This is a genomic window from Spongiactinospora rosea (assembly GCF_003315795.1).
GTDB classification, from domain to species: Bacteria; Actinomycetota; Actinomycetes; order Streptosporangiales; family Streptosporangiaceae; genus Spongiactinospora; species Spongiactinospora rosea.
This window is the reverse complement of sequence record NZ_QMEY01000030.1, coordinates 40,521-58,948: the sequence shown is the minus strand read 5'-3', so window position 1 is coordinate 58,948 and position 18,428 is coordinate 40,521. Positions and strand designations below refer to the sequence as shown.

Annotated in this window: 14 protein-coding genes; 10 read left to right on the top strand and 4 right to left on the bottom strand. The window is 68.3% G+C overall.

Annotation, left to right across the window (positions count from 1 at the left end):
• The first annotated feature begins 41 nt into the window (after positions 1 to 41).
• Positions 42 to 2,906 (top strand): AfsR/SARP family transcriptional regulator, encoded by a 2,865-nt coding sequence (locus tag DP939_RS39395; RefSeq protein ID WP_225878771.1) that lies wholly within the window; start codon positions 42 to 44, stop codon positions 2,904 to 2,906.
• A gap of 5 nt (positions 2,907 to 2,911) precedes the next feature.
• Here DP939_RS39395 and DP939_RS39390 read toward each other — a convergent pair whose 3' ends face one another.
• Positions 2,912 to 3,868 (bottom strand): alpha/beta fold hydrolase, encoded by a 957-nt coding sequence (locus DP939_RS39390; protein ID WP_225878767.1) that lies wholly within the window; start codon positions 3,866 to 3,868, stop codon positions 2,912 to 2,914.
• Positions 3,869 to 4,037: 169 nt separating this feature from the next.
• Positions 4,038 to 4,562: a luciferase domain-containing protein gene (locus DP939_RS39385; RefSeq protein WP_199565711.1), complete on the bottom strand. Its 525-nt coding sequence runs from the start codon at positions 4,560 to 4,562 to the stop codon at positions 4,038 to 4,040.
• Positions 4,563 to 4,670: 108 nt separating this feature from the next.
• Between DP939_RS39385 and DP939_RS39380 the strand changes: the two genes are divergently transcribed.
• The 3 genes from DP939_RS39380 to DP939_RS39370 all read left to right on the top strand — a co-directional run bounded on the left by DP939_RS39380 (position 4,671) and on the right by DP939_RS39370 (position 8,065).
• A complete protein-coding gene (locus tag DP939_RS39380; protein WP_113985945.1) occupies positions 4,671 to 5,048 on the top strand; it encodes a winged helix-turn-helix transcriptional regulator in 378 nt (125 codons plus the stop codon).
• Positions 5,049 to 5,465: 417 nt separating this feature from the next.
• Complete coding sequence (locus DP939_RS46530; protein WP_158578943.1) at positions 5,466 to 6,227, top strand: curculin (mannose-binding) lectin; 762 nt, start codon at positions 5,466 to 5,468, stop codon at positions 6,225 to 6,227.
• Between the two features lie 281 nt (positions 6,228 to 6,508).
• Positions 6,509 to 8,065 carry an MFS transporter gene (locus tag DP939_RS39370; RefSeq protein ID WP_113985944.1) on the top strand — a complete coding sequence of 519 codons (1,557 nt, stop codon included), beginning with the start codon at positions 6,509 to 6,511 and terminating at the stop codon, positions 8,063 to 8,065.
• 76 nt (positions 8,066 to 8,141) lie between these two features.
• On the opposite strand, the gene pdxR is transcribed toward DP939_RS39370, so the two are convergent.
• Positions 8,142 to 9,569: a MocR-like pyridoxine biosynthesis transcription factor PdxR gene (pdxR, locus tag DP939_RS39365; protein ID WP_158578942.1), complete on the bottom strand. Its 1,428-nt coding sequence runs from the start codon at positions 9,567 to 9,569 to the stop codon at positions 8,142 to 8,144.
• A 47-nt stretch (positions 9,570 to 9,616) separates the two neighbouring features.
• Here pdxR and DP939_RS39360 point away from each other — a divergent pair, with 47 nt between their 5' ends.
• From DP939_RS39360 to DP939_RS39345, 4 genes are all read left to right on the top strand, one after another.
• Positions 9,617 to 10,288: a pyridoxamine 5'-phosphate oxidase family protein gene (locus DP939_RS39360; RefSeq protein WP_225878766.1), complete on the top strand. Its 672-nt coding sequence runs from the start codon at positions 9,617 to 9,619 to the stop codon at positions 10,286 to 10,288.
• Complete coding sequence (locus DP939_RS39355) at positions 10,285 to 10,935, top strand: DsbA family protein (protein WP_199565710.1); 651 nt, start codon at positions 10,285 to 10,287, stop codon at positions 10,933 to 10,935. The genes DP939_RS39360 and DP939_RS39355 overlap by 4 nt, the downstream gene beginning before the upstream one ends.
• 37 nt (positions 10,936 to 10,972) lie before the next feature.
• Positions 10,973 to 12,040, top strand: coding sequence for a questin oxidase family protein (locus DP939_RS39350; RefSeq protein ID WP_199565709.1), 1,068 nt, complete (start codon positions 10,973 to 10,975; stop codon positions 12,038 to 12,040).
• A 944-nt stretch (positions 12,041 to 12,984) separates the two neighbouring features.
• Entirely contained in the window at positions 12,985 to 13,248 is a 264-nt protein-coding gene (locus DP939_RS39345) for a hypothetical protein (RefSeq protein ID WP_113985940.1), read from the top strand.
• A gap of 417 nt (positions 13,249 to 13,665) precedes the next feature.
• Here DP939_RS39345 and DP939_RS39340 read toward each other — a convergent pair whose 3' ends face one another.
• Complete coding sequence (locus tag DP939_RS39340) at positions 13,666 to 13,926, bottom strand: hypothetical protein (RefSeq protein ID WP_113985939.1); 261 nt, start codon at positions 13,924 to 13,926, stop codon at positions 13,666 to 13,668.
• Positions 13,927 to 14,267: 341 nt separating this feature from the next.
• On the opposite strand from DP939_RS39340, the gene DP939_RS39335 reads away from it, so the two are divergent.
• On the top strand, positions 14,268 to 14,468 hold the full coding sequence (locus tag DP939_RS39335; protein ID WP_113985938.1) for a hypothetical protein: 201 nt from the start codon (positions 14,268 to 14,270) through the stop codon (positions 14,466 to 14,468).
• Positions 14,469 to 15,470: 1,002 nt separating this feature from the next.
• Positions 15,471 to 18,425, top strand: coding sequence for a type I polyketide synthase (locus DP939_RS39330; protein WP_113985937.1), 2,955 nt, complete (start codon positions 15,471 to 15,473; stop codon positions 18,423 to 18,425).
• Positions 18,426 to 18,428 lie beyond the last annotated feature (3 nt).

Sequence of the window (18,428 nt, the reverse complement as noted above, 5' to 3'; positions counted from 1 at the left end):
AGGGCTCGGGAGCCTGGTTCGGGATCCTGGGTTCGTTGGCGGTGGTCATAGGGGGGCGGCAGGTCTCCATCACCGCGACCAAGCAACGCATCGTGCTGACCACCCTCCTGCTGCACGTCAACCAGTACGTCTCCGGTGAACGCCTGATCGAGCACATCTGGCCGGATGAGATGCCGCGCGACGCGCAGGCGGCACTCCGCACGCATATCGCACGGCTGAGGCAGGTGCTCGGCGATGACCAGGGCGGTGCGGGGCTGATCCGCACCCGGGACCACGGATACCTGATCGAACTCGGCGGCGCCGATATCGACGTGGTCCAGTTCCGTGATCTCGTCGGCCGCGCAGGACTGGCGGCGGATGCGGACACCGAGATCAGCCTGCTCCACCAGGCGCTGGCCCTGTGGCGTGGACCCGCCCTGGCCGACGTTCCGTCGGAGCCGCTGCGCCGTGTCCACGCTGACGGCCTGGACGAAGAACGGATGCGGGCGCTGGAACGCTGGCTCGAACTCGGTCTTCTTGCCGGCAGGCACGAACAGCTGGTCGGGGAGCTGAAGACCGCGTCGGCGTCACATCCGTTGCGCGAACGCCTGTGGGGCCAGTTGATGCTGGCGTTGTACCGGTGCGGCCGCCAAGCCGAAGCGCTCCAGGCCTATCGCACGATCGGGAGCCTGCTACGCGAGGAACTAGGCGTGGACCCGGGGGATGAGCTGCGCCACCTGCACCAGTCCATCCTCCATGCCGATCCCGCCCTGCTCCTGCCGGCGTACGCTCCCTCCTCCGCCGGCGAACCGCTCAGCGTCTCGATGCCGGGGGCCGAAGTCCCGGCGGCAGAACCTTCTCCAGCCGCCCTTGCCGGGCCGCCTCACCCGGCCGAACTGCCTGCCGACACCGCCGGCTTCACCGGACGCGTATCGGAGGTGGAGCGTCTGAGGCGAACATTGACCTCCCACGGTCAAGCTCCAGTGATCACGATCAGTGGAGTGGGAGGTGTCGGCAAGTCCACCCTCGCCACCCACGTCGCCCACCGCGTTTCCAGTCATTTCCCCGACGGGCAGCTCTATGTCAACCTGCACGGCGCCACGCCTGATGTGAAGCCGCTCGACCCGCACGAAGCACTCGCTCGCTTCCTGCGCTCTCTTGGAGTCGCCGACTCGGCCATCCCCCCAGAGGTGGACGAGGCCGCCGCACGATTTCGCTCCTTGATCGATGGCAAGCGGATGATCGTCGTGCTGGACAACGCTCGCGATATCGCTCAGATTCGTCCGTTGCTCCCCGGCAGTGGATCCAGCGCTGTGCTGATCACCAGCCGTCGAATGCTGGCCTCACTTGACGGCTCCAGCCACGAACAGCTCGACGTTCTATCAGAGGCTGAGGCGAGGACGCTGCTGGGCAACTTGATCGGCGCTGTTCGCGTCCAGGCGGAAAGCCGCGCCGCCGCACGGGTGATCGAGCTGTGCGAAGGGTTTCCCTTGGCGATTCGCATCGCCGCCGCCCGCCTTGTCTCGCGACCGGAGTGGCCCATTCGGCCTTTCGCCGACCGGCTCGCCCTCGAACATCATCGTCTGGCCGAGCTGCAGATCGATGATCGGGCGGTGCGCGCCACCTTCCAGGTCAGCTATCAGGATCTGCTGGAAGGCGCCGATGGCATCGGCGCAGCCCGGATGTTCCGGTTGCTCAGTTTATTGGAAGGGCCCGATGTAGGGGTCAGGGCGGCCGCTGCCGCCGGCGGCATCTCCACGGATGCGGCCCAGCGACTCCTCGACCGTCTGGCCGACGTGCACCTGATCAACACCAACGTCGTCGACCGCTACAGCATGCACGACCTGCTGCGGTTGTTCGCTCGCGAACGAGCGCAGCAGGAGGAGAGCGATCAAGCGCGGGAGCAGGCCGTACGGCGCGTCCTCCACAGCTATTTGAGCACCGCTCGAAGCGCTACCGACCTCACCCCCTCGGCCGGCTGGCGCACCGAGCTCGCTCCTCAGTCGCTGACCTATCCAGGGGAAGCCCTCACCAGCAGCGACGAGGTCACCACCTGGATCAACGGCGAGATCCGGAACCTGGTCGCCGCCGTCGCCCAGGCGACCCGCTTGGACGACGACGGCCCGGCACTCGCGGTCGCCCTCGCCGCCGCCCTTGACACCCCGTTGGATCGCCGTGGCCGCTGGCGGGACGAGCTGGCCGTCGCTGAGCGAGCGGCGGAGGCAGCCCACCGCTCCGGCGATCCTCTGCATCAGGGAATCTCGTATACCGACCTGGGGTGGACCAAGGTACGGGTGGGCAGGCTGGCTGAGGGAATCGCGGATCTCAGCCAAGCCGTGGAGGCCTATGACCGGATAGGTGCTCTGGAGCGTCAGCCGGGACCGCTGTCCGGCCTGGCGGTCGCCTATCGCCAGCTCGGCGACTTCGAGCAGGCCATCAGGTATCACTCCGATCTACTGGTGCTCAATCGGCAGTTGGGGAGCCGGTTCAACGAGGCCGCCACCCTGACCAACCTGGGATTGGTCTACCAGAGCGTCGGCCGCTACGACGAGGCCATCGAGGCGCACACTCGTTCTGCGGCGATTCTGGAGGAGATCGGAGAGCGTGAAGCCAGGGTGGATCCGCTGGGGAAGCTCGCCGAATCCCACCGGCAGGCGGGTGACCCGCAACGATCGATCGTCTGCTTCGAGCAGGTTCTCGCCGTCGATGAGGCCGAGGGGCACACCGGTACCTACTGGCAGGCCGAGCACCTGTGGGGCCTCGGTCGTGCGCTGAACGACCTGGACGAACAGGAGGAGGCGCAGGACTGCTGGCGCCGGGCCGCCGCCATCCTGCACACCCTCCGGCTCATCACGACCGACGAGTTCAACGAGATCCAAGCCTGGCCCGGACCGCACCCACCGAAAGTCATCGCGTTGAACCTGTGAGGCGACTACCGCCGGCAGGAGGAGAGGAAGTCGACCAGGTGCGCGTTGACCTCGACGGGTCGCTCCTGCTGGATCCAGTGCCCGCAGCCGGGCAGCACGATGGGGTCACGCAGGTTCGGCACATACTCGCGCATGGCTTCGGCATCCATGAAGCGCGTGGCGGTGTCCTTCTCGCCGGTGACGAACAACACCGGCTGGCGTACGGGCGTGACGCCCAGCGCGGGCAACTCCTCCCAGTCACGGTCGACGTTGCGGTAGCGGTTGAGTGCCCCGGTGAAGCCGGTGCGGCGGAATTCCTCCACGTAGTAGGCCAGGTCCGTTTCGGTCAACCAGGACGGCAGGCCATCAGGCTCGGGGATCGAATCGAGCAGCCGGGAGTCGGTCGGCAGTCCCGTCAGCAGCCTGACCGCCAGCCCGTCGGGCGCCTCCCCGGACAGGGCGTAGGAGACGAGCCGCATCGAGAGTTCGATGTCGGCCTCCAGTTCGGCTTCAGCGAGGCCGGGGGTCTGGAAGTACAGCAGCCAGTTGAAGTTATCGCCTGCCCAACGGCGCAGATCTTGGGTCAGCGGGGTGGGTGTTCGCCGGTGGTACGGCACGCTCAGCGCGGCCACGGCCGGGAACCGTTCCGGGAGCAGTTGGGCGCATGCCCAGGCGATTTGGGCGCCCCAGTCATGCCCGACCAGCACAGCGACCGGCTCGTTGAGCGCGTCCAGTAGACCGGCGACGTCGGCCACCATCGCGCGCATGCTGTACGCCTCGACGTCGGCTGGAATGCTCGTACGGCCGTAACCGCGCAGGTCGGGCGCGACGGCGTGAAAACCGGCCGCGGCCAGCGCAGGTAACTGGTGGCGCCACGAGTACCACAGTTCGGGGAAACCGTGCAGCAGGACAACCGGCGGACCGTCTCCGGCTTCGGCGAAATGAACGTCGATGCCGTTGGCCTTCAGCGTGCGATGTCTCATGGCCTCGATGTTGTCGCAGGCACTTGTGGCCGCGCGTCGTACCGCAGGCGAATCCTGAGGTGCGCCCAGCGGAGTAGTCTCACAGCCGTGTCCGCAGTCGGCGAGAATGGTGTCGGAGGTGCCGGACAGGGACAGGTCGGGGGCGAACGGCGTTCAGGTCAGCGTCACCTCACCTCACCGAACGAGGCTCGGCCTCCAAGCCGTCGGGGTGGGCGGCTGGACCCGCAGCGCTCGGTCCACCGGTCGCGTAGTGGTAGGACGCCGCGACCACGGTCTTGGCGATCTCCAGTTCGTTGTCGGTCCGGGGACCGTAAAGCATCACCACGTTGATCGTGGGGGAGTACAGCGGGTGCCGCTCTCCCCAGCCTTTGGCGATGAGTTCGCGCTGGTCGTCCTGTGACAGGGCCAGATGCAGGCTCCCGTCAGGGTGCACGTGAACGAACTCGGCGTTCAGTCGTGGTGGCAGCAGGACCGTCCCGGACGGTGCGAGCAGGCCGTCGAGGAAGAAGGCGAGCGACCCCGGTTCGGAGATCTCACTCGGGCGGATCACGGCCCCGTGCAGGTGGCCGGTCATCCACAGCTTGAGCCGCTCGCGCAGTCCGTCGGGACTGTTCTGGCTGAGCTGGACGTGTGGGACCGAGGGGCCGGTCCGGGGCCGCGCACCGGTACGGGCGGGCAGGCTGAGCACGGTCATGCTATCGGGTCTCCTTCTCGCTGGATCCTCCAACGGAAGGAAGCTAACATCCTGGATATACTAGGTTCCTAGAAGATAGTCACTCTCCATTATGACCATGGAGGCCATGTGGCGTCCCGACCTGTCGAGGCCACCGCCGCGTGCCCCATCAGCCCTGTGGTGGATCTGGTGTTCAGCCGCTGGTCGACACCGATCCTGTGGGTGCTGAAAGAGCACGGGCGGCAGCGGTTCGGGGAGATCCAGCGTTTGCTGCCCGCCATCACCCCGAAAGTGCTCACCCAGCGCCTCCGGCAACTGGAGCGAGACGGGCTCATCACCCGCGACTACTACGCGGAGATCCCGCCCCGGGTGGAGTACGAGATCAGCGACCTCGGACGCACCCTGAGCCCGGTCTTCGCCACCCTCATCGCATGGTCCGACGCGCATCTCGCCGGCGTGGAAGTCGCCCGCAACGCCTACGACATGGCCGGACGCCCCGCCCCCTGAGGAAGAATCGCCCCTCGTCACAAAGGGACGGTCAAGTGGGGTGTCGGTAGGAGTCGTGCGGTCCGGGGCACGCGATTGAGTCTGCCCGATTCAGCGGCGCCCCGATCGGCCTGCCCGTCGGCGGCCTGCGCACCGGCCCGATCCGGCCATGGCAGAGTGCGGCAGCGGACCGGGGGCCATCGCGGGTGCCTCACGGATGTCGCCGCTGCTGTGGCACCTGTACGGCCGTGCGGAAGCACGACCGCAGTCGATCTGCACGTCCAGGGTACGCACCGACGCCTGCGCCGACGGTGCTGCGACGCCCCCAATAGGGGCGCCCCCGGCAGGCCGACGACAGGTGGGCGACAGATCGCTCCGCCACAGTTATGAGCCGCCCGGGTTCGCCTGGGCCCTGTCCGCGAATTCAGAGGGGAACCCATGAGGAAGCTTGTCACGCTCACGCTGGGAATAGCCGCCGCCTTCTCGCCCGTACCCCTCGCGGCCGCCCCGGCGTCCGCGGCTGTGGTCCACGTCGCGGCGGCCGACAAGCTGATGCCCGGCCAATGGCTGAAGGCAGGCCAGACCCGCCGCTCGGCCAACGGCGCATACCTGCTGGCCATGCAGTCCGACGGCAACCTGGTCATGTATGACCGCGCCAAGAAGGCCCTCTGGTCCAGCGGCACTGGCAAGCAGCCGGGCGCGAGCGCCGTCATGCAAAAGGACGGCAACCTTGTCGTCTACAGCACCGGCAAGCGGCCGCTGTGGTCCTCGGGAACCGGCGACACGCCTGGCGCCTTTCTCGCCGTCCAGGGGGACGGCAATCTGGTGATCTACGCCAAGAGCGGCGAGGCGGTGTGGGAACGCAAGGCGTCGTTCGCGAGGCTGACGGCCGACCGGGAACTGCGCCCCGGTGACTATCTGCGCTCGGCCCAGCGCCGCTACAGGCTGGTCATGCAGGAGGACGGCAACCTCGTCCTGCAATCCGGCGGCGCCGCGCTGTGGAGCAGCAAGACCGGCGGGAATGCCGGGGCTTTCGCCGTGATGCAGAACGACGGCAACTTCGTCGTCTACTCCAGCGGCGAGAAGCCGCTGTGGGGCACCAGGACCGCCGGGAACCCAGGCGCGTTCCTCCAGGTCCAGGATGACGGCAACATGGTCGTCTACACTGCGGGCGGCGACCCCCTCTGGTCGTCCAGGTGAAATCACGGGCCCTGCGGAATTCGTGTTCGCTCGCTCCCTGAGCGCCGGCCCCTTGGGGAGGCCGAAATCGAGCCTCGTGATCAAGCGACCCACAGCGAGGTAGCGGCCATCACCGGTGTGCATGGAATGCGGGTACCACGGCGGGAAACGGCCGCATTCCGCTGGTGGCCGCCGGCAGCCCTGCTGGGCGTCCGACCTGTTCGCCGGTCCAGCCGGTTGAGGTCGCACGCCGCCGGCCTGTGCGATGCCCTGACACACGCGGCTGAACTGAAGGGGACTGTATGGCTTCGGCGCCGACCAAAGCGGGGCGGCGAGAATGGCTGGGACTGGCAATTCTCGGGCTCCCGACATTGCTGATCTCGATGGACTTGACGGTGCTCCACCTGGCGCTGCCTGCGATGTCCGCGGACTTGAAGCCGACCAACACGGAGTTGCTGTGGATCGTCGACGTCTACGGGTTCATGGTCGCGGGTCTGCTCATCACCATGGGCGCGATCGGTGACCGGATCGGACGGCGCAAACTGTTGTCGATCGGGGCGGTCGGGTTCGGTGCCGCGTCGGTTGCCGCCGCCATCGCCACCAGCCCGGTCATGTTGATCGGCGCCCGGGCCTTGCTCGGTATCGCCGGCGCAACGCTGATGCCGTCGACGCTGTCGTTGATCCGTAACATGTTCCACGATCCGAAGCAGCGCACCGCGGCCATCGGAATCTGGTCGATGTGTCTCGGTGTCGGCACCCTGATCGGTCCGCTTGTGGGCGGCGCGCTGCTGGCGTACTTCTGGTGGGGTTCGGTCTTCCTGCCGGCTGTACCGGTCATGATGCTGCTGCTCGCGGCCGGGCCGAAGTTGCTGCCCGAGCACCGCGACTCATCGGCCGGCCGTCCCGACCTGCTGAGCGTGCTCATGTCCATCCTCGCCGTGCTTTCCCTGGTTCAAGGCCTCAAGCGGATCGCGGAGCACGGGGCCGAATGGATCTCGATCGTGCTGATCGTCGTGGCCTTGCTCGTCGGTTCGGGCCTGATCGTGAGGCAGCCGAAGCTGCGGACACCGCTCATCGACGTGCGGTTGTTCCGGTCGTCGGCGTTCAGCGGGCCGCTGACGCTGCTGATGCTGGGCGTCCTGGTGATGGCCGGCTCCCAGCTGTTCGTCATGCAGTACCTGATGCTGGTCAGGGGTCTCTCCCCGATTCAGGCCGGCCTATGGTCCCTGCCGACCACTGCCGGCGTGGTCATCGGCTCCATGGGCGCGCCTGCCTTGCGGCAGAAGGTCAGTCTCAAAGCGGTGTTCGCGACCGCCTTGTTCGTCCTGGGCATCGGCTCACTTCTGCTCTTCTTCGTCCGCGCTCCGAGCGACCTGGCCATTACCGTCCTCGGGTCGGCCGTGATCGGCCTTGGTCTCGGCCCGCTCGTCACCCTCGGCACCGACTCTGTCGTCGCCGCGGCACCGCCGGAGCGGGCCGGTGCGGCGTCGGCCATCTCGGAGACCGGCACGGAACTGGGCACCGCGCTCGGTATCGCCGTCTTCGGCAGCATCGGCTTCGGCGTCTACCGGGACACGCTCGCCGCGATCCTGCCCCACGGTGTCCCGGCTGAAGCCGCGTCGGCCGCCCGAAGCACCCTGGGCGCCGCCGTGGCCACCGCCGGGGACTTACCTGCCCCGGCCGGCCCCCGCCTGCTCGATGCCGTCCGCCTGGCGTTCATCGACGGCTTCTCCACGGTCGGCCTGATCGGCTCGATCACCGCGGCCGTCCTCGGTGTGGTGGCACTGGTGTGGCTGCGTAACGCCCGCCCGCCCGTGCCGGAGGAGGCGGCACAGATGCCGGCCGGCGGCGAGGGCTGAAGACCTGGCTCCGGTCACAACATCTCACGGGGACCGCCCAGTCCTCCCACACTGCCGTGGCCGGTGGCAGGCGGAGTCAGGCCCGGATCGCCGTGGCGAGCGCGGCCACCGCGGGGTCCATGTCACGTTCGGTGATCCGGCCATAGCCGAGAACCAAGCCGCTGCCCGGATAGCCCGGATAGCCCGGATAGCGCGGATAGCCCGGATAGCGCCGGTGGCCTGGATGGCCCGAATGGCTGAACTGGCTCAACGGGGCCACCTGAACACCCTTGTCAAGCGCGCGGGCCGCGATGGCGGCGTCGTCGAGGTCGGCCGGCAGCCGTAGCAGAAGGTGCATGCCGGCGGCGATCCCCTCGACCTGCAGGTCGGGCAGGCGTTCGGCGAGAGCGGCGATGAGCTGCTCGCGTCGTCGCCGGTACGCCTTGCGGGCCCGGCGCACGTGCCGATCATAGTCACCACGCTCGATCATCATGGCCAGAGCCTGCTGCTCGACCGCGGGGGGACATACGTCCATGAGGTTGCGAATACGCTGCGCCTCGGGCATGTGATGAGCAGGCAGCACCACCCAGCCCAGCCTCAATGCCGGAGCCAGGGTCTTGGACGTCGTGCCCAGGTAGGCGACGTGCTCGGGGTCCAGGCCTTGCAGCGCGCGTACCGGCTGTCTGTCGTAACGGAATTCGGCGTCGTAATCGTCTTCGAGCACCAGGCCGCCCGCCCCCTTGGCCCAATCGAGAAGCGCTCGGCGGCGCTCCCCGGAAAGCACGACGCCGGTGGGGAACTGGTGGGCCGGCGTGACGAGCACGGCGTCGACGTCCAGGCCATCGACGAGCAGCCCGTCACCGTCGATCGGTATCGGTCGTGCCGCGAGGCCGTGAGCGGTGACGCGATTGATCTGGCTGGGCAGAGAGGGATCCTCCACCCCGACGCGCTGCGCACCCGCGGCCCGCAGTGTCCGCAAGAGAAGGTCAATGCCCTGTGCGGTCCCATGGACGCCCAGAATCCGCTCAGGGTCGGCTACGACGCCACGAGTTCGGCCGAGGTGACCGGCGAGCACCTCACGGAACTTCTCGCTCCCGCGGGGATCACCGTAGTCATACGCGCTCACCGGGATCGAACGCGCGGCCGTCGCGAGACTGGCCGCCCACTGGCGAACCGGGAACTGTGAGACGTCGGGAGTCGTCGCGGTGAAGTCGAACCGTACTCGGCCCGGCCTTTCACGCCGCGGCGCCGGCCGGGGCATCGGGCGTGGAGCGTCCGCGACGACCGGGGCCGCTTTGGGCCGGCTCACGAGATACCCCTGGGCGGCCAACTGCTCGTACGCCTCGGTGATCACACCACGCGAAACGCCTAGTTGGACCGCGAGCGTCCGGGACGAGGGAAGTTTCACGCCTGGACGCAGTGACCCTCCCCGGATCGCTTCGCGAACTGTGCGCTCGGCCGCATCCGCCAACCGCTCACCGGGCAGACGCTGTAATGACAGCCATCTGGCCTCCTCCGATTCCATGAATCTGGACCTTAACAACGGGCCAGTCTCCTCGCCACATTCGTCTTGTGACATCAGAACGCGTACGCGTGCGGAGGAGCCCTGAGCGGGGGCACTACGCACGCTCCGATATCCACGAGGTGCTGGATGCCGCGATAGTGGCGCACGTTGCCTTCATCGAGGCCGGCCGGCCATATTGCATGCCGTTTCTGCACGTCCGTGTGGGCGAAACCCTGTACATCCACGGCTCGACCGGTAGCCGGGCGCTCCGCATACTTCAGGACGGTGCTCCGGCCTGTGTGACGATCACGATGGTCGACGGGTTGGTTCTGGCCAGGTCGGTGTTCGAGCACTCCGCCAACTACCGTTCCGCCGTTCTGCTCGGCCGGTTCACGCCGGTACCGGCCGAAGAGTGCGATGCGGCGCTGAAGGCGTTCACGAATCGTCTGGTCCCAGGTCGCTGGGCGGAGGTTCGCAGACCTTCGCCCAAGGAACTCGCCGCGACGAGCCTGCTCGCCCTGACGATCGATGAGGCGTCCGTCAAAGTGCGAACCGGGCCACCCAGCGACGGCGACTCATCCGATGCCACAGACGATGTATGGGCCGGGGTACTGCCCATGACGACTCGGCTGGAGCCGCCGGAACCCGCCCCCGAACTGCGCCATGATCTCCCGCTGCCGCAGAGCGTGCGCCACCTGTACGCGGCGGCGAACAACGACGACCACAGGGGCGGGCGATGAGCGCGCACACCGAGCGGCTCGGGGGAGAGGAAATCGCCCAGGATGCCGATCCGCCTGGAGTCGTCCTCTACTTCGACCCGTGCTGTCCGTACGCCTGGATCGCCTCCCGGTGGATGCTGGAGGTCGAGTCGCAGGTCGAAGTCGACCTCCGGTTCCGGGTCATGAGCCTCTCGTTGCTCAACGACGAACCTCCGCCCGATCCGGAGTCGCGCGAGCCGAGCGGCCGGCTCTGGGTACTCGCCCGGGCCTGCGCGGCCGCCGACCGGCTCTTCGGCCAGCAAGCGCTCCGGGCCCTTTACACCGCCTTGGGCCGGCGGCTGCACAACGAAGGCACGAAGAACATGACGGTATTGGCGCCGGCCCTCGCTGACGCGGGTCTTCCAGCCGATCTGAGCGAGTCCGCGTGGTCGACGGACCACGATGACTTTCTGCGCGCGAGCCACGCCGAAGGCATGGCCCCGCTGGGCCGGCCGGCCGGGACACCCGCCTTGCATTTCGACGGACAAGCCCTGTTCGGGCCGGTCCTGACCGGCATCCCCCGAGGCCCTCAAGCCGTCGCCGTCTTCAACGCGGTGAGGACGTTGGCCGCCTGCCCGGATTGGGCGGAGATGAAGCGAGACAGCACACAGGAGTTGACCTTCGCATGACCATCACGTTGCGCAGCCAAGGATAGGGATGATGAGCATGAGTGCCTCTCTCGACGAGGCGTACCTGCGACTGCACGGCACGGGCCCGGAATTCGGTGGTGACCAGCAGGGCGACCACGGACTCGCCAACCATGGGCCGATGGCCGCGGAGGTTCTCATTCGCCACGGATATGGCGACCAGGTGTCCACCTGGCTCGACCGTTACGTCGCGCGGTTGATCGATATGCCCCCGGCTCGCGAACCCATCACCGCGCAGAACCTCCGCGACTCGCTGGGCGGAGGGCGTTCCAGGCTCGGCGACTGGACGGAGTACTTCACCCGCCAGATGACCGAGCGGCCCTGGCAGGACGTCCTCGCGAGGTGGTGGCCGATACTCCTGCCCGGCATAACCGCCGGCGCGACCCACGGCGCGATCCGGGTGGGCCACGCGGTTCGCAGCCTCATCGGCGGCGCGGGGGAACTCGCGGAGTCCGAACTCGCGCACGGACTCGCCTTCTGGGCAGCGCGTAGCCGGCCCACGCCGGGCGCGACGGCTCCGTCCGGCGACCTGAGCCCCGAACAGGCCTTGGCCGGCATCCCCCTCCTAGCCGACCAGTCCGGGCTTCTCGCCCATCGGCTCGCCCGGCTCGCCGACCTGCCGGCCTGGCCGGCCGCCCAGGCGGCGCTGCGCGCTCCGGCCGACGCCGACGACGTACCCGCTCTCCTGGAGGAGTTGGTCCGGGCGGCGACGCTGCGCTACCTCCACCATGCTCACGGCAGCCCCATTCTGCTGGTCCACACGGCCACGGCGCCCAACGCCGTCAGGCACACTCTGCCCGCCTTGCCCAAGGAGATGTGGGTGCCGAGCCTGGCCGCGGTGTGGTCCGCCGCCGCAGCGATCGTGTCCGCCTACGCGCCCGATCACACGGTTCCACAGGCGGAGTTGCCGGAGGCTCCACGCGCGGATGATCCCGTTGCAGACCTCCTGGAACGCGCGGTGGCGAACGGAGACGAGCATGTCATCAAGTTCACCGACACCGCCGTGCAGGTGTATCGGTCCAGCGGCGACCCCGACGCGCTAGCGGCCGCCGTCCGGGCACGGGAGCTCATCGAGCCTGAGGTGTGAGAGCGGGATCGCAGAGTTCAGGCGCGATCCCTGGCGTGCCGCCGCGGCTGTTGCCGACCGGAGTGCCGCGCACGGGTGGGGGACGATTCCAGCCGGGCTGACCGATGACCAGCGCCGCCATCGGTGCCCACGGCCCCTCCCCACGGCCTCCGAAGCTCTGGGCTGATTCATGCCGGTCGGCGAGAGGTGAGGCGACGTCGCACGCCACGACGGGGAACCGAGTGTTCGGCTTGCGCTCGGTTCCCCGTCATGAAATCCACGCTCGCCGACCAGCCGGCCTTTCCCGCGGCTCCACGTGCACCTGGACTGTGGCCCGCAGCAGACTTCGCCCACCTGCTGGACGCTGCTCACCAGGCCGACGTGTTCGCCTGGCACTACGTCGATACCCACGGCGACGCCTGGACGGCGCAGCCTGATCACAGCGCGCCCACCGCTGACGGTGTTCCACCTGCCGACCTGATGGCGTCCCCACGAGTGGTGGAAATGCCGCCTGGCTCCGCGTTCCGGCGGACCGCCGTTGGCGGGCGCCGGGCATCGCTGTGGTGCGTCTCGCCGTTGCGGTGCCCGTGGTGGTGCGGCCGGGCGGTCACGATCCGGCGGACCACGGCCGTTCTTGCGGTCCACGAGGTATGACCGTGATCACTGGACTTTTACACCACTGGGTGGGACGCCATCGCCGACCTACCGCCCGCACTCAATCTCGTGGCGAGCGTATGGTCACACCTCAAGCCCGGCTTGGGAAGTCCGGCCCCGGGTGCGCTCGACGACGTGGCCGCAGTCCATCCTCAGCCGACTCAGGCAGCGACGACATGGCATGCGTGCCGCACATTGTCGGCGCGTGTCAGTTGCGCCAGCTTCACGATAGGTCTGCGCCACGAGGATGACAGGTGCATTCCATAGCCTGAGGTCTGCCACGGCATCAAATGCGATTCCGAAGGAGCACGATGCGCAAACTCATCCAGATGGGAGTCATCGCCGGCGCACTGGCGATGACGATGTTCAGTCCCGGCATAACCTCAGCGGCTCAAGCAGAGACGTCGCGGGCCGGCGGGGAATGGAGGTTTCACCGCTACAACGTCGAATGGCTCTGCAACGTAGAGCTCGAAGCCGTCCGAGCCGCCGGGTATCAGACCGATCCGCCCGCTCCGTATACCTGCTTCTACGGTGCCAGCGAGTGGCTCTTCTGGCATTTTGAGCCAGGCGCCTGACGGGCTCGGCTCGGCCTGAGCGGCGATGCGTCAGAGAGGCCGAGCGGCTACTGTGCACTGACGATTCCGGCTCACTCGCTCCAACATTCAATGGCTCGTTGCATGCTCTTTGTGTTCATCTGCGGAAGGCCTGGAAAGCGGCACCCTCCATGGCGCGGCATCAGGTGGAGTCCGACCGAAGAGCAGAATGCGACGCATACGCCTGCATCAACGGATGTCCCGATATTCCGCACCATCTGTAACGGGCGGCCCCGCCTGAAGGCGGGGCCGCCCGTGGGCGCTGCGCACGTCGATCGACCATGCACTAGCAGCCTATCCGCTCGTCCACGATGCCATGACAGCGGAGTGGCCGACACGGCTGTTGCGAAGGCTCAAGGCGATCGAGCCTACCGCAGAGGGGCTTTCTGGCGAGCGGGTTCAGTAGTACAGAAAGAACCACTGCATCCTGACAGGATGGAACTCGCACGGATTCGTGAGCCAGCCGAGGCTCTCCTTGACGCCGCGCCAATATTCACAGTCCGCGAAGGTCGCGTACGGAGGGCTGGTGTAGACGCCCATCGCGGTCGATGCCTGCGCCTTATGAGCCGGAATGGCTTCAGTGGCGTTGGCGGGTGCAGCGGACACGATCATGGCGGCCGCGCCGGCGATGGACAGGATCAGCGTTTTCGTGAACCTCATTCGCTTGCCTCATCTCTGATGATGGATTCTTCTGCTCGGAAACGTCGCCCACACTCGCCGAACCTGCAAGGAAAGCCGTCACGGTGGTGCGGTCAACAGTAATGACGACGCTTGCGAGTGTTTCGACATGGGAATGAGGATAGAAGGTCCACCTATCGTCTCTCTGTCTTGCCCGTGTCGCCCAACGTCAGCCTGTATCGGGTTACGGCGCACCACCGCGAATCGATGCCCGCCACCTTTGCGGCCGGCAATGGCGATGAACGTCTTCAGCACGGCCCAGATACGCTCCCCGGGGTTGTCATGCGGGCTGTCGCGCGCCCGAACAGCACCTCCATGGCCGGGTGCGCCGACTGGGTGGAAAGTTCCGCGACATCGGCAAGATCGCTGGTGACGCCGAGGTGCCGCCCAAGGACGTCCAGTTCGCCGACGTCGACGTCGACGGCGACGGCAAGGCCGACTTCCTGCGCATCGGCTGGACCGGCGTCATGCACGCCTGGCTCAACGAACTCCCGGCCGACTACTTCGACACCTTCCACCCCTGACCTCGGCGGCACCCCAGCGGCAACCGCTGGCAACCCGCCACACATGAATGCCGACCGCCACACCGTGTCGGCTACGAAGAGCATCGAGGGGCGAGCAGAGATCTGTCGGCCGCCTACGAAGGTCACCACCCCCGGCGAACTGCCGCAGATATCCCTACGAGCCGTCCAGCGCGGCCGGATGCCCGTGATCGCGGGCCGGCAGCGGCGCCCCGCAACGCGCCGCCCAATCAAAATGATCTTGGAGTGCCATCCGCCTATGTTGCTCGGTGGCCGCTCGCATGTGTGCGGTACGGCACGGCGGTCGTGGTCACGGTCAGTTCGTGCCGGTTCCGGCCGAGGTCTGACCGCCGGGTCGGGGTGCCGCGGTGAGGGGAGCCGGGCGAGTCGGGCGGGATCGGATCGGCCTGGAGGAGGTCTTCCCGGATGGCGGCGTTCGGTGCGGTTCGTAAAGTCGGCCGGATGCGGCGAAATACCATCTGCCGGGCTTCTGGTCGGCCAGGCGTCACGCAGCCGGCCGAGTCGCCTGCCGGGGGCCTCATTGATGCGTGCGCACCGTTTATAAACCGCGTAGTGATTGTTCGGTGCCGCATTGATTTACGCGCTTTACGTGGTCGCTCCAGGGGTCATGCCCGTAAGTGTGATGGCGCTACTTCCCGGTGAGTACCCGCGCCTGAAGAGAAGATGGCGAAGAGGGTGTGAGAGCCACATTCCAGGAGGTCAGCGGCCTGCTTGGGGTGTGGAGGTGTGGTCGGTGCTCCCGGCTTACCGACGGCATCTATATCTGTCGCGTTTGTGGGGGATTAACCGTCTATTCAATCCCTCAAATAATACTCGTCGACGCGTGGAACGACGGTGCCTCATTGATACGCGGATTACCCTTGCAAATCGAATCAAGTGGTTGGCGGAAGATGTACGAAGGCTCTGCGTGTTCGATCCGGTGGAATCACTCACATCACAACGCGGGTTACGCCGATCCGGTCATGTCTGCGAGGTGAGGAGGACATGACCGCCATCGCAGGAACCGACGAGGACATGCAGACCGCCGTGGCCGTCATCGGGATGGCTGCCCGGATACCCGGGGTCGCGGACATCGACGCGTTCTGGGCCGCGCTCGTCGCCGGCCGGGATCTGACCACTCGCCTCGAATCCCGGCGCTCGTACGGGATGGTCGACGGCACCGAATGGTTCGATGCCGCGTTCTTCGGGGTCCCGCCGCAGGAAGCGCCGGTGCTCGACCCGCAGAATCGGGTGTTCCTTGAGTGCGCCTGGGAGGCTCTGGAGCACGCCGGTTACGACCCGCACACGTACCCGGGTGCCATCGGCGTGTACGCCGGAAGTGGTGAGACGGACCACCTCGCCGTCCTGCGTTCGCAGCGGCGGCTGTTCCCGGACATGACGGACGGCCGGCTCCGGCTCGTCAGTAGCCGGGACTTCCTGACCGGCCAGGTGGCGTACAAGCTGAACCTGCGTGGCCCGGCCGTCACCGTGCACACCGGCTGCTCCACCTCGCTCGTCGCCGTTCACCTGGCAAGCCAGGCGCTGCTCACCGGCGAGTGCGACATGGCGCTGGCCGGTGGGGTAACGCTGCGTGGCGCCGCAGGTGCCGAGGAGGATGACGACCTGCTCTCGCCGGAGGGCCGCTGCCGGCCGTTCGACGCGGACGCCGACGGAATGGTCGGCGCCGACGGGGCGGGAATCGTCGTGCTCAAGCGGCTGCCCGACGCGCTCGCCGATGGGGATCACATCGACGCCGTACTCCGGGGGTGGGCGCTCAGCAACGACGGCTCGGGCAAGGTGAGTTTCACCGCGCCGAGCGTGGCAGGACAGGTGGCCGCGATCCGCTCCGCGCACCTCCTCGCCGGCGTTTCCCCGGAGACGATCGGGTACGTCGAGGCGCACGGCACCGGCACCGCGATCGGCGACACGATCGAGGTCCGCGCGCTGTCGGAGGCGTTCGGGCCGGGCTCGCCGCAGCGGTGCGTGCTGGGCTCCGTCAAGTCGAACATCGGCCACACCGACACCGCGGCGGGCGTGATCGGCCTCATCAAGGTGGTGCTGTCGTTGCGCCACGGCCTCATTCCGGGCACTGCGCACTTCCGCCGCCCCAACCCGCACCTCGATCTCGCCGCCGGCCCGTTCGTGGTGACGAGCGAGGTGACGCCGTGGCCCCCGGGTGACCGTCCCCGCCGAGCCGGGGTCAACTCCACCGGGATCGGCGGGACGAACGCCCACCTCCTCGTGGAGGAGGCGCCCGCCGCACCCCTGCCACCCGACGACGACCGCTACCACCTGTTGCCGTTGTCGGCGCGTACCGCTCCAGCACTCGCCGAGTCGGCGGCGCGGCTGGGCGCCCGGCTCGCTCGGGACCCGGTCGCCGTCGCCGACGCGGCATGGACTCTGCAGACCGGGCGGGCCGCGTTCGCCCACCGGGCCTTCGTGGTGTGCCGCGACCGCGATGAAGCCGTCCGGGCACTGACCGGCCTGGCCGAACGTCCGCAGGCCCCGGGAGACCCCGTGGCGGGGACGCCGCACGTCGCGTTCCTCTTCCCCGGGCGAGGCGGCCGGGATGCGGGCATGACCCGCGAGCTGTACGCGCAGGAGCCGGTCTTCCGCGCGGCCATCGACGACTGCGCAGCTCAGGTCGGCGCGGACCTCGGTCTGGACCTGCGGCAGGTGCTGTACCCGGAGCCCGGCGCCGAGGCCGAGGCGGAGGCGCGGCCGACCACGATGGCCGTGTGCCTGCCCGCGATCTTCGCCGTAGAGCACGCCATGGCCGAACTGTGGGAATCCCGTGGGGTCGGCCCGCACGCCGTCCTCGGGTACGGTCCGGGCACGTACGCCGCCGCCGTCTCGGCCGGGGTGCTCACCAGGGCGGACGCACTGTCGCTGGCGCTCACGCACGGGCGGCTTCTGGACCGCTCACCCGAGGTCGCCGTGTTCGCGGTGCCGCTGCCGGAGGCCGACCTGCTGCCGACGCTCGCCGGCGACATGACGATCATTGCGCTCGACGGCCCGGGACAGTGCGTTGTCAGCGGTACCACGGCCGGTGCCGAGCGGTTCCTCCAGCGCCTCGCCGCCCGCGGAGTGGACGCCCGCCGCCTGCCCGCCGGCTCTGTGGCTCACCCGGTCCTCGCCGACGACGTCCTCGAGGAGTACGCCGATGCCGTGGCGTCCGTGCGACCGCGCGCACCGCGGCTACCGTGGATCTCCGACCGGACCGGTGCGCCGGTCACGGCGCGCGACGCGTGCGACCCGGCCTACCACGCCGGTCACCTGCGCGGCACCATCCGCTTCTCCGACGCGTTGCAGACCCTGCTCGCCGACTCCGCCGGGATCCTGCTGGAGGTCGGCCCCGGCGGTACGCTCGGGAGCCTGGCCCGGCAGCACCCCGGCTGCGGACCGCGCCGCACGATCGTGCAGAGCCTGCCGGACGCGCCCGGAGGAGCAGGGAGCGCCGCCGAGTCGCTGCGCGCCACCGGGGAGTTGTGGCAGGCCGGGGTGTCCGTGCGCTGGTCCGCGCTGCACACCGGCCGGCCGCCCCGGCGTGTCCCGCTGCCCACGTACCCGTTCCAGCGTGAGCGGTTCGCGCTGGACGCCCCCACACCCGTCGCGGAACCTGCGCCCGGACATGACGCGGACCGTACACCGGCCGATCCCCGTACGCCGGTCGAGAAGACGATCGCCGAAGTATGGCGCGACGTGCTCCGCGTGCGGCACGTGGGTGTCGACGACGACTTCTTCGAGCTCGGCGGCCACTCCCTGCACGCGACGCGCATGCTGGCCCTGCTGGGTCCGGCGCTGGGCCCGGACGTCCCGCAACTCACGATCATGGACGTCTTCGACCACGCCACGATCCGCGAGCTCGCCGCGCTGGTGAGTGGATCCGATCCGCCGGAACGGGCCGCCCCGCCCGCCGACCGAGAGCCGCCGGACGCGTCCGGTGGACGGCTCAGATGACCT

Excerpts from the sequence above, each read along its gene's own strand:
- DP939_RS39330 (WP_113985937.1), top strand. The coding sequence starts at position 15,471 with ATGACCGCCATCGCAGGAACCGACGAGGACATGCAGACCGCCGTGGCC.
- DP939_RS39385 (WP_199565711.1), bottom strand. The coding sequence starts at position 4,562 with ATGACCGTGCTCAGCCTGCCCGCCCGTACCGGTGCGCGGCCCCGGACC.
- DP939_RS39355 (WP_199565710.1), top strand. The coding sequence starts at position 10,285 with ATGAGCGCGCACACCGAGCGGCTCGGGGGAGAGGAAATCGCCCAGGAT.
- DP939_RS39390 (WP_225878767.1), bottom strand. The coding sequence starts at position 3,868 with ATGAGACATCGCACGCTGAAGGCCAACGGCATCGACGTTCATTTCGCC.
- DP939_RS39345 (WP_113985940.1), top strand. The coding sequence starts at position 12,985 with ATGCGCAAACTCATCCAGATGGGAGTCATCGCCGGCGCACTGGCGATG.
- DP939_RS39370 (WP_113985944.1), top strand. The coding sequence starts at position 6,509 with ATGGCTTCGGCGCCGACCAAAGCGGGGCGGCGAGAATGGCTGGGACTG.
- DP939_RS39350 (WP_199565709.1), top strand. The coding sequence starts at position 10,973 with ATGAGTGCCTCTCTCGACGAGGCGTACCTGCGACTGCACGGCACGGGC.
- pdxR (WP_158578942.1), bottom strand. The coding sequence starts at position 9,569 with ATGGAATCGGAGGAGGCCAGATGGCTGTCATTACAGCGTCTGCCCGGT.
- DP939_RS46530 (WP_158578943.1), top strand. The coding sequence starts at position 5,466 with ATGAGGAAGCTTGTCACGCTCACGCTGGGAATAGCCGCCGCCTTCTCG.
- DP939_RS39340 (WP_113985939.1), bottom strand. The coding sequence starts at position 13,926 with ATGAGGTTCACGAAAACGCTGATCCTGTCCATCGCCGGCGCGGCCGCC.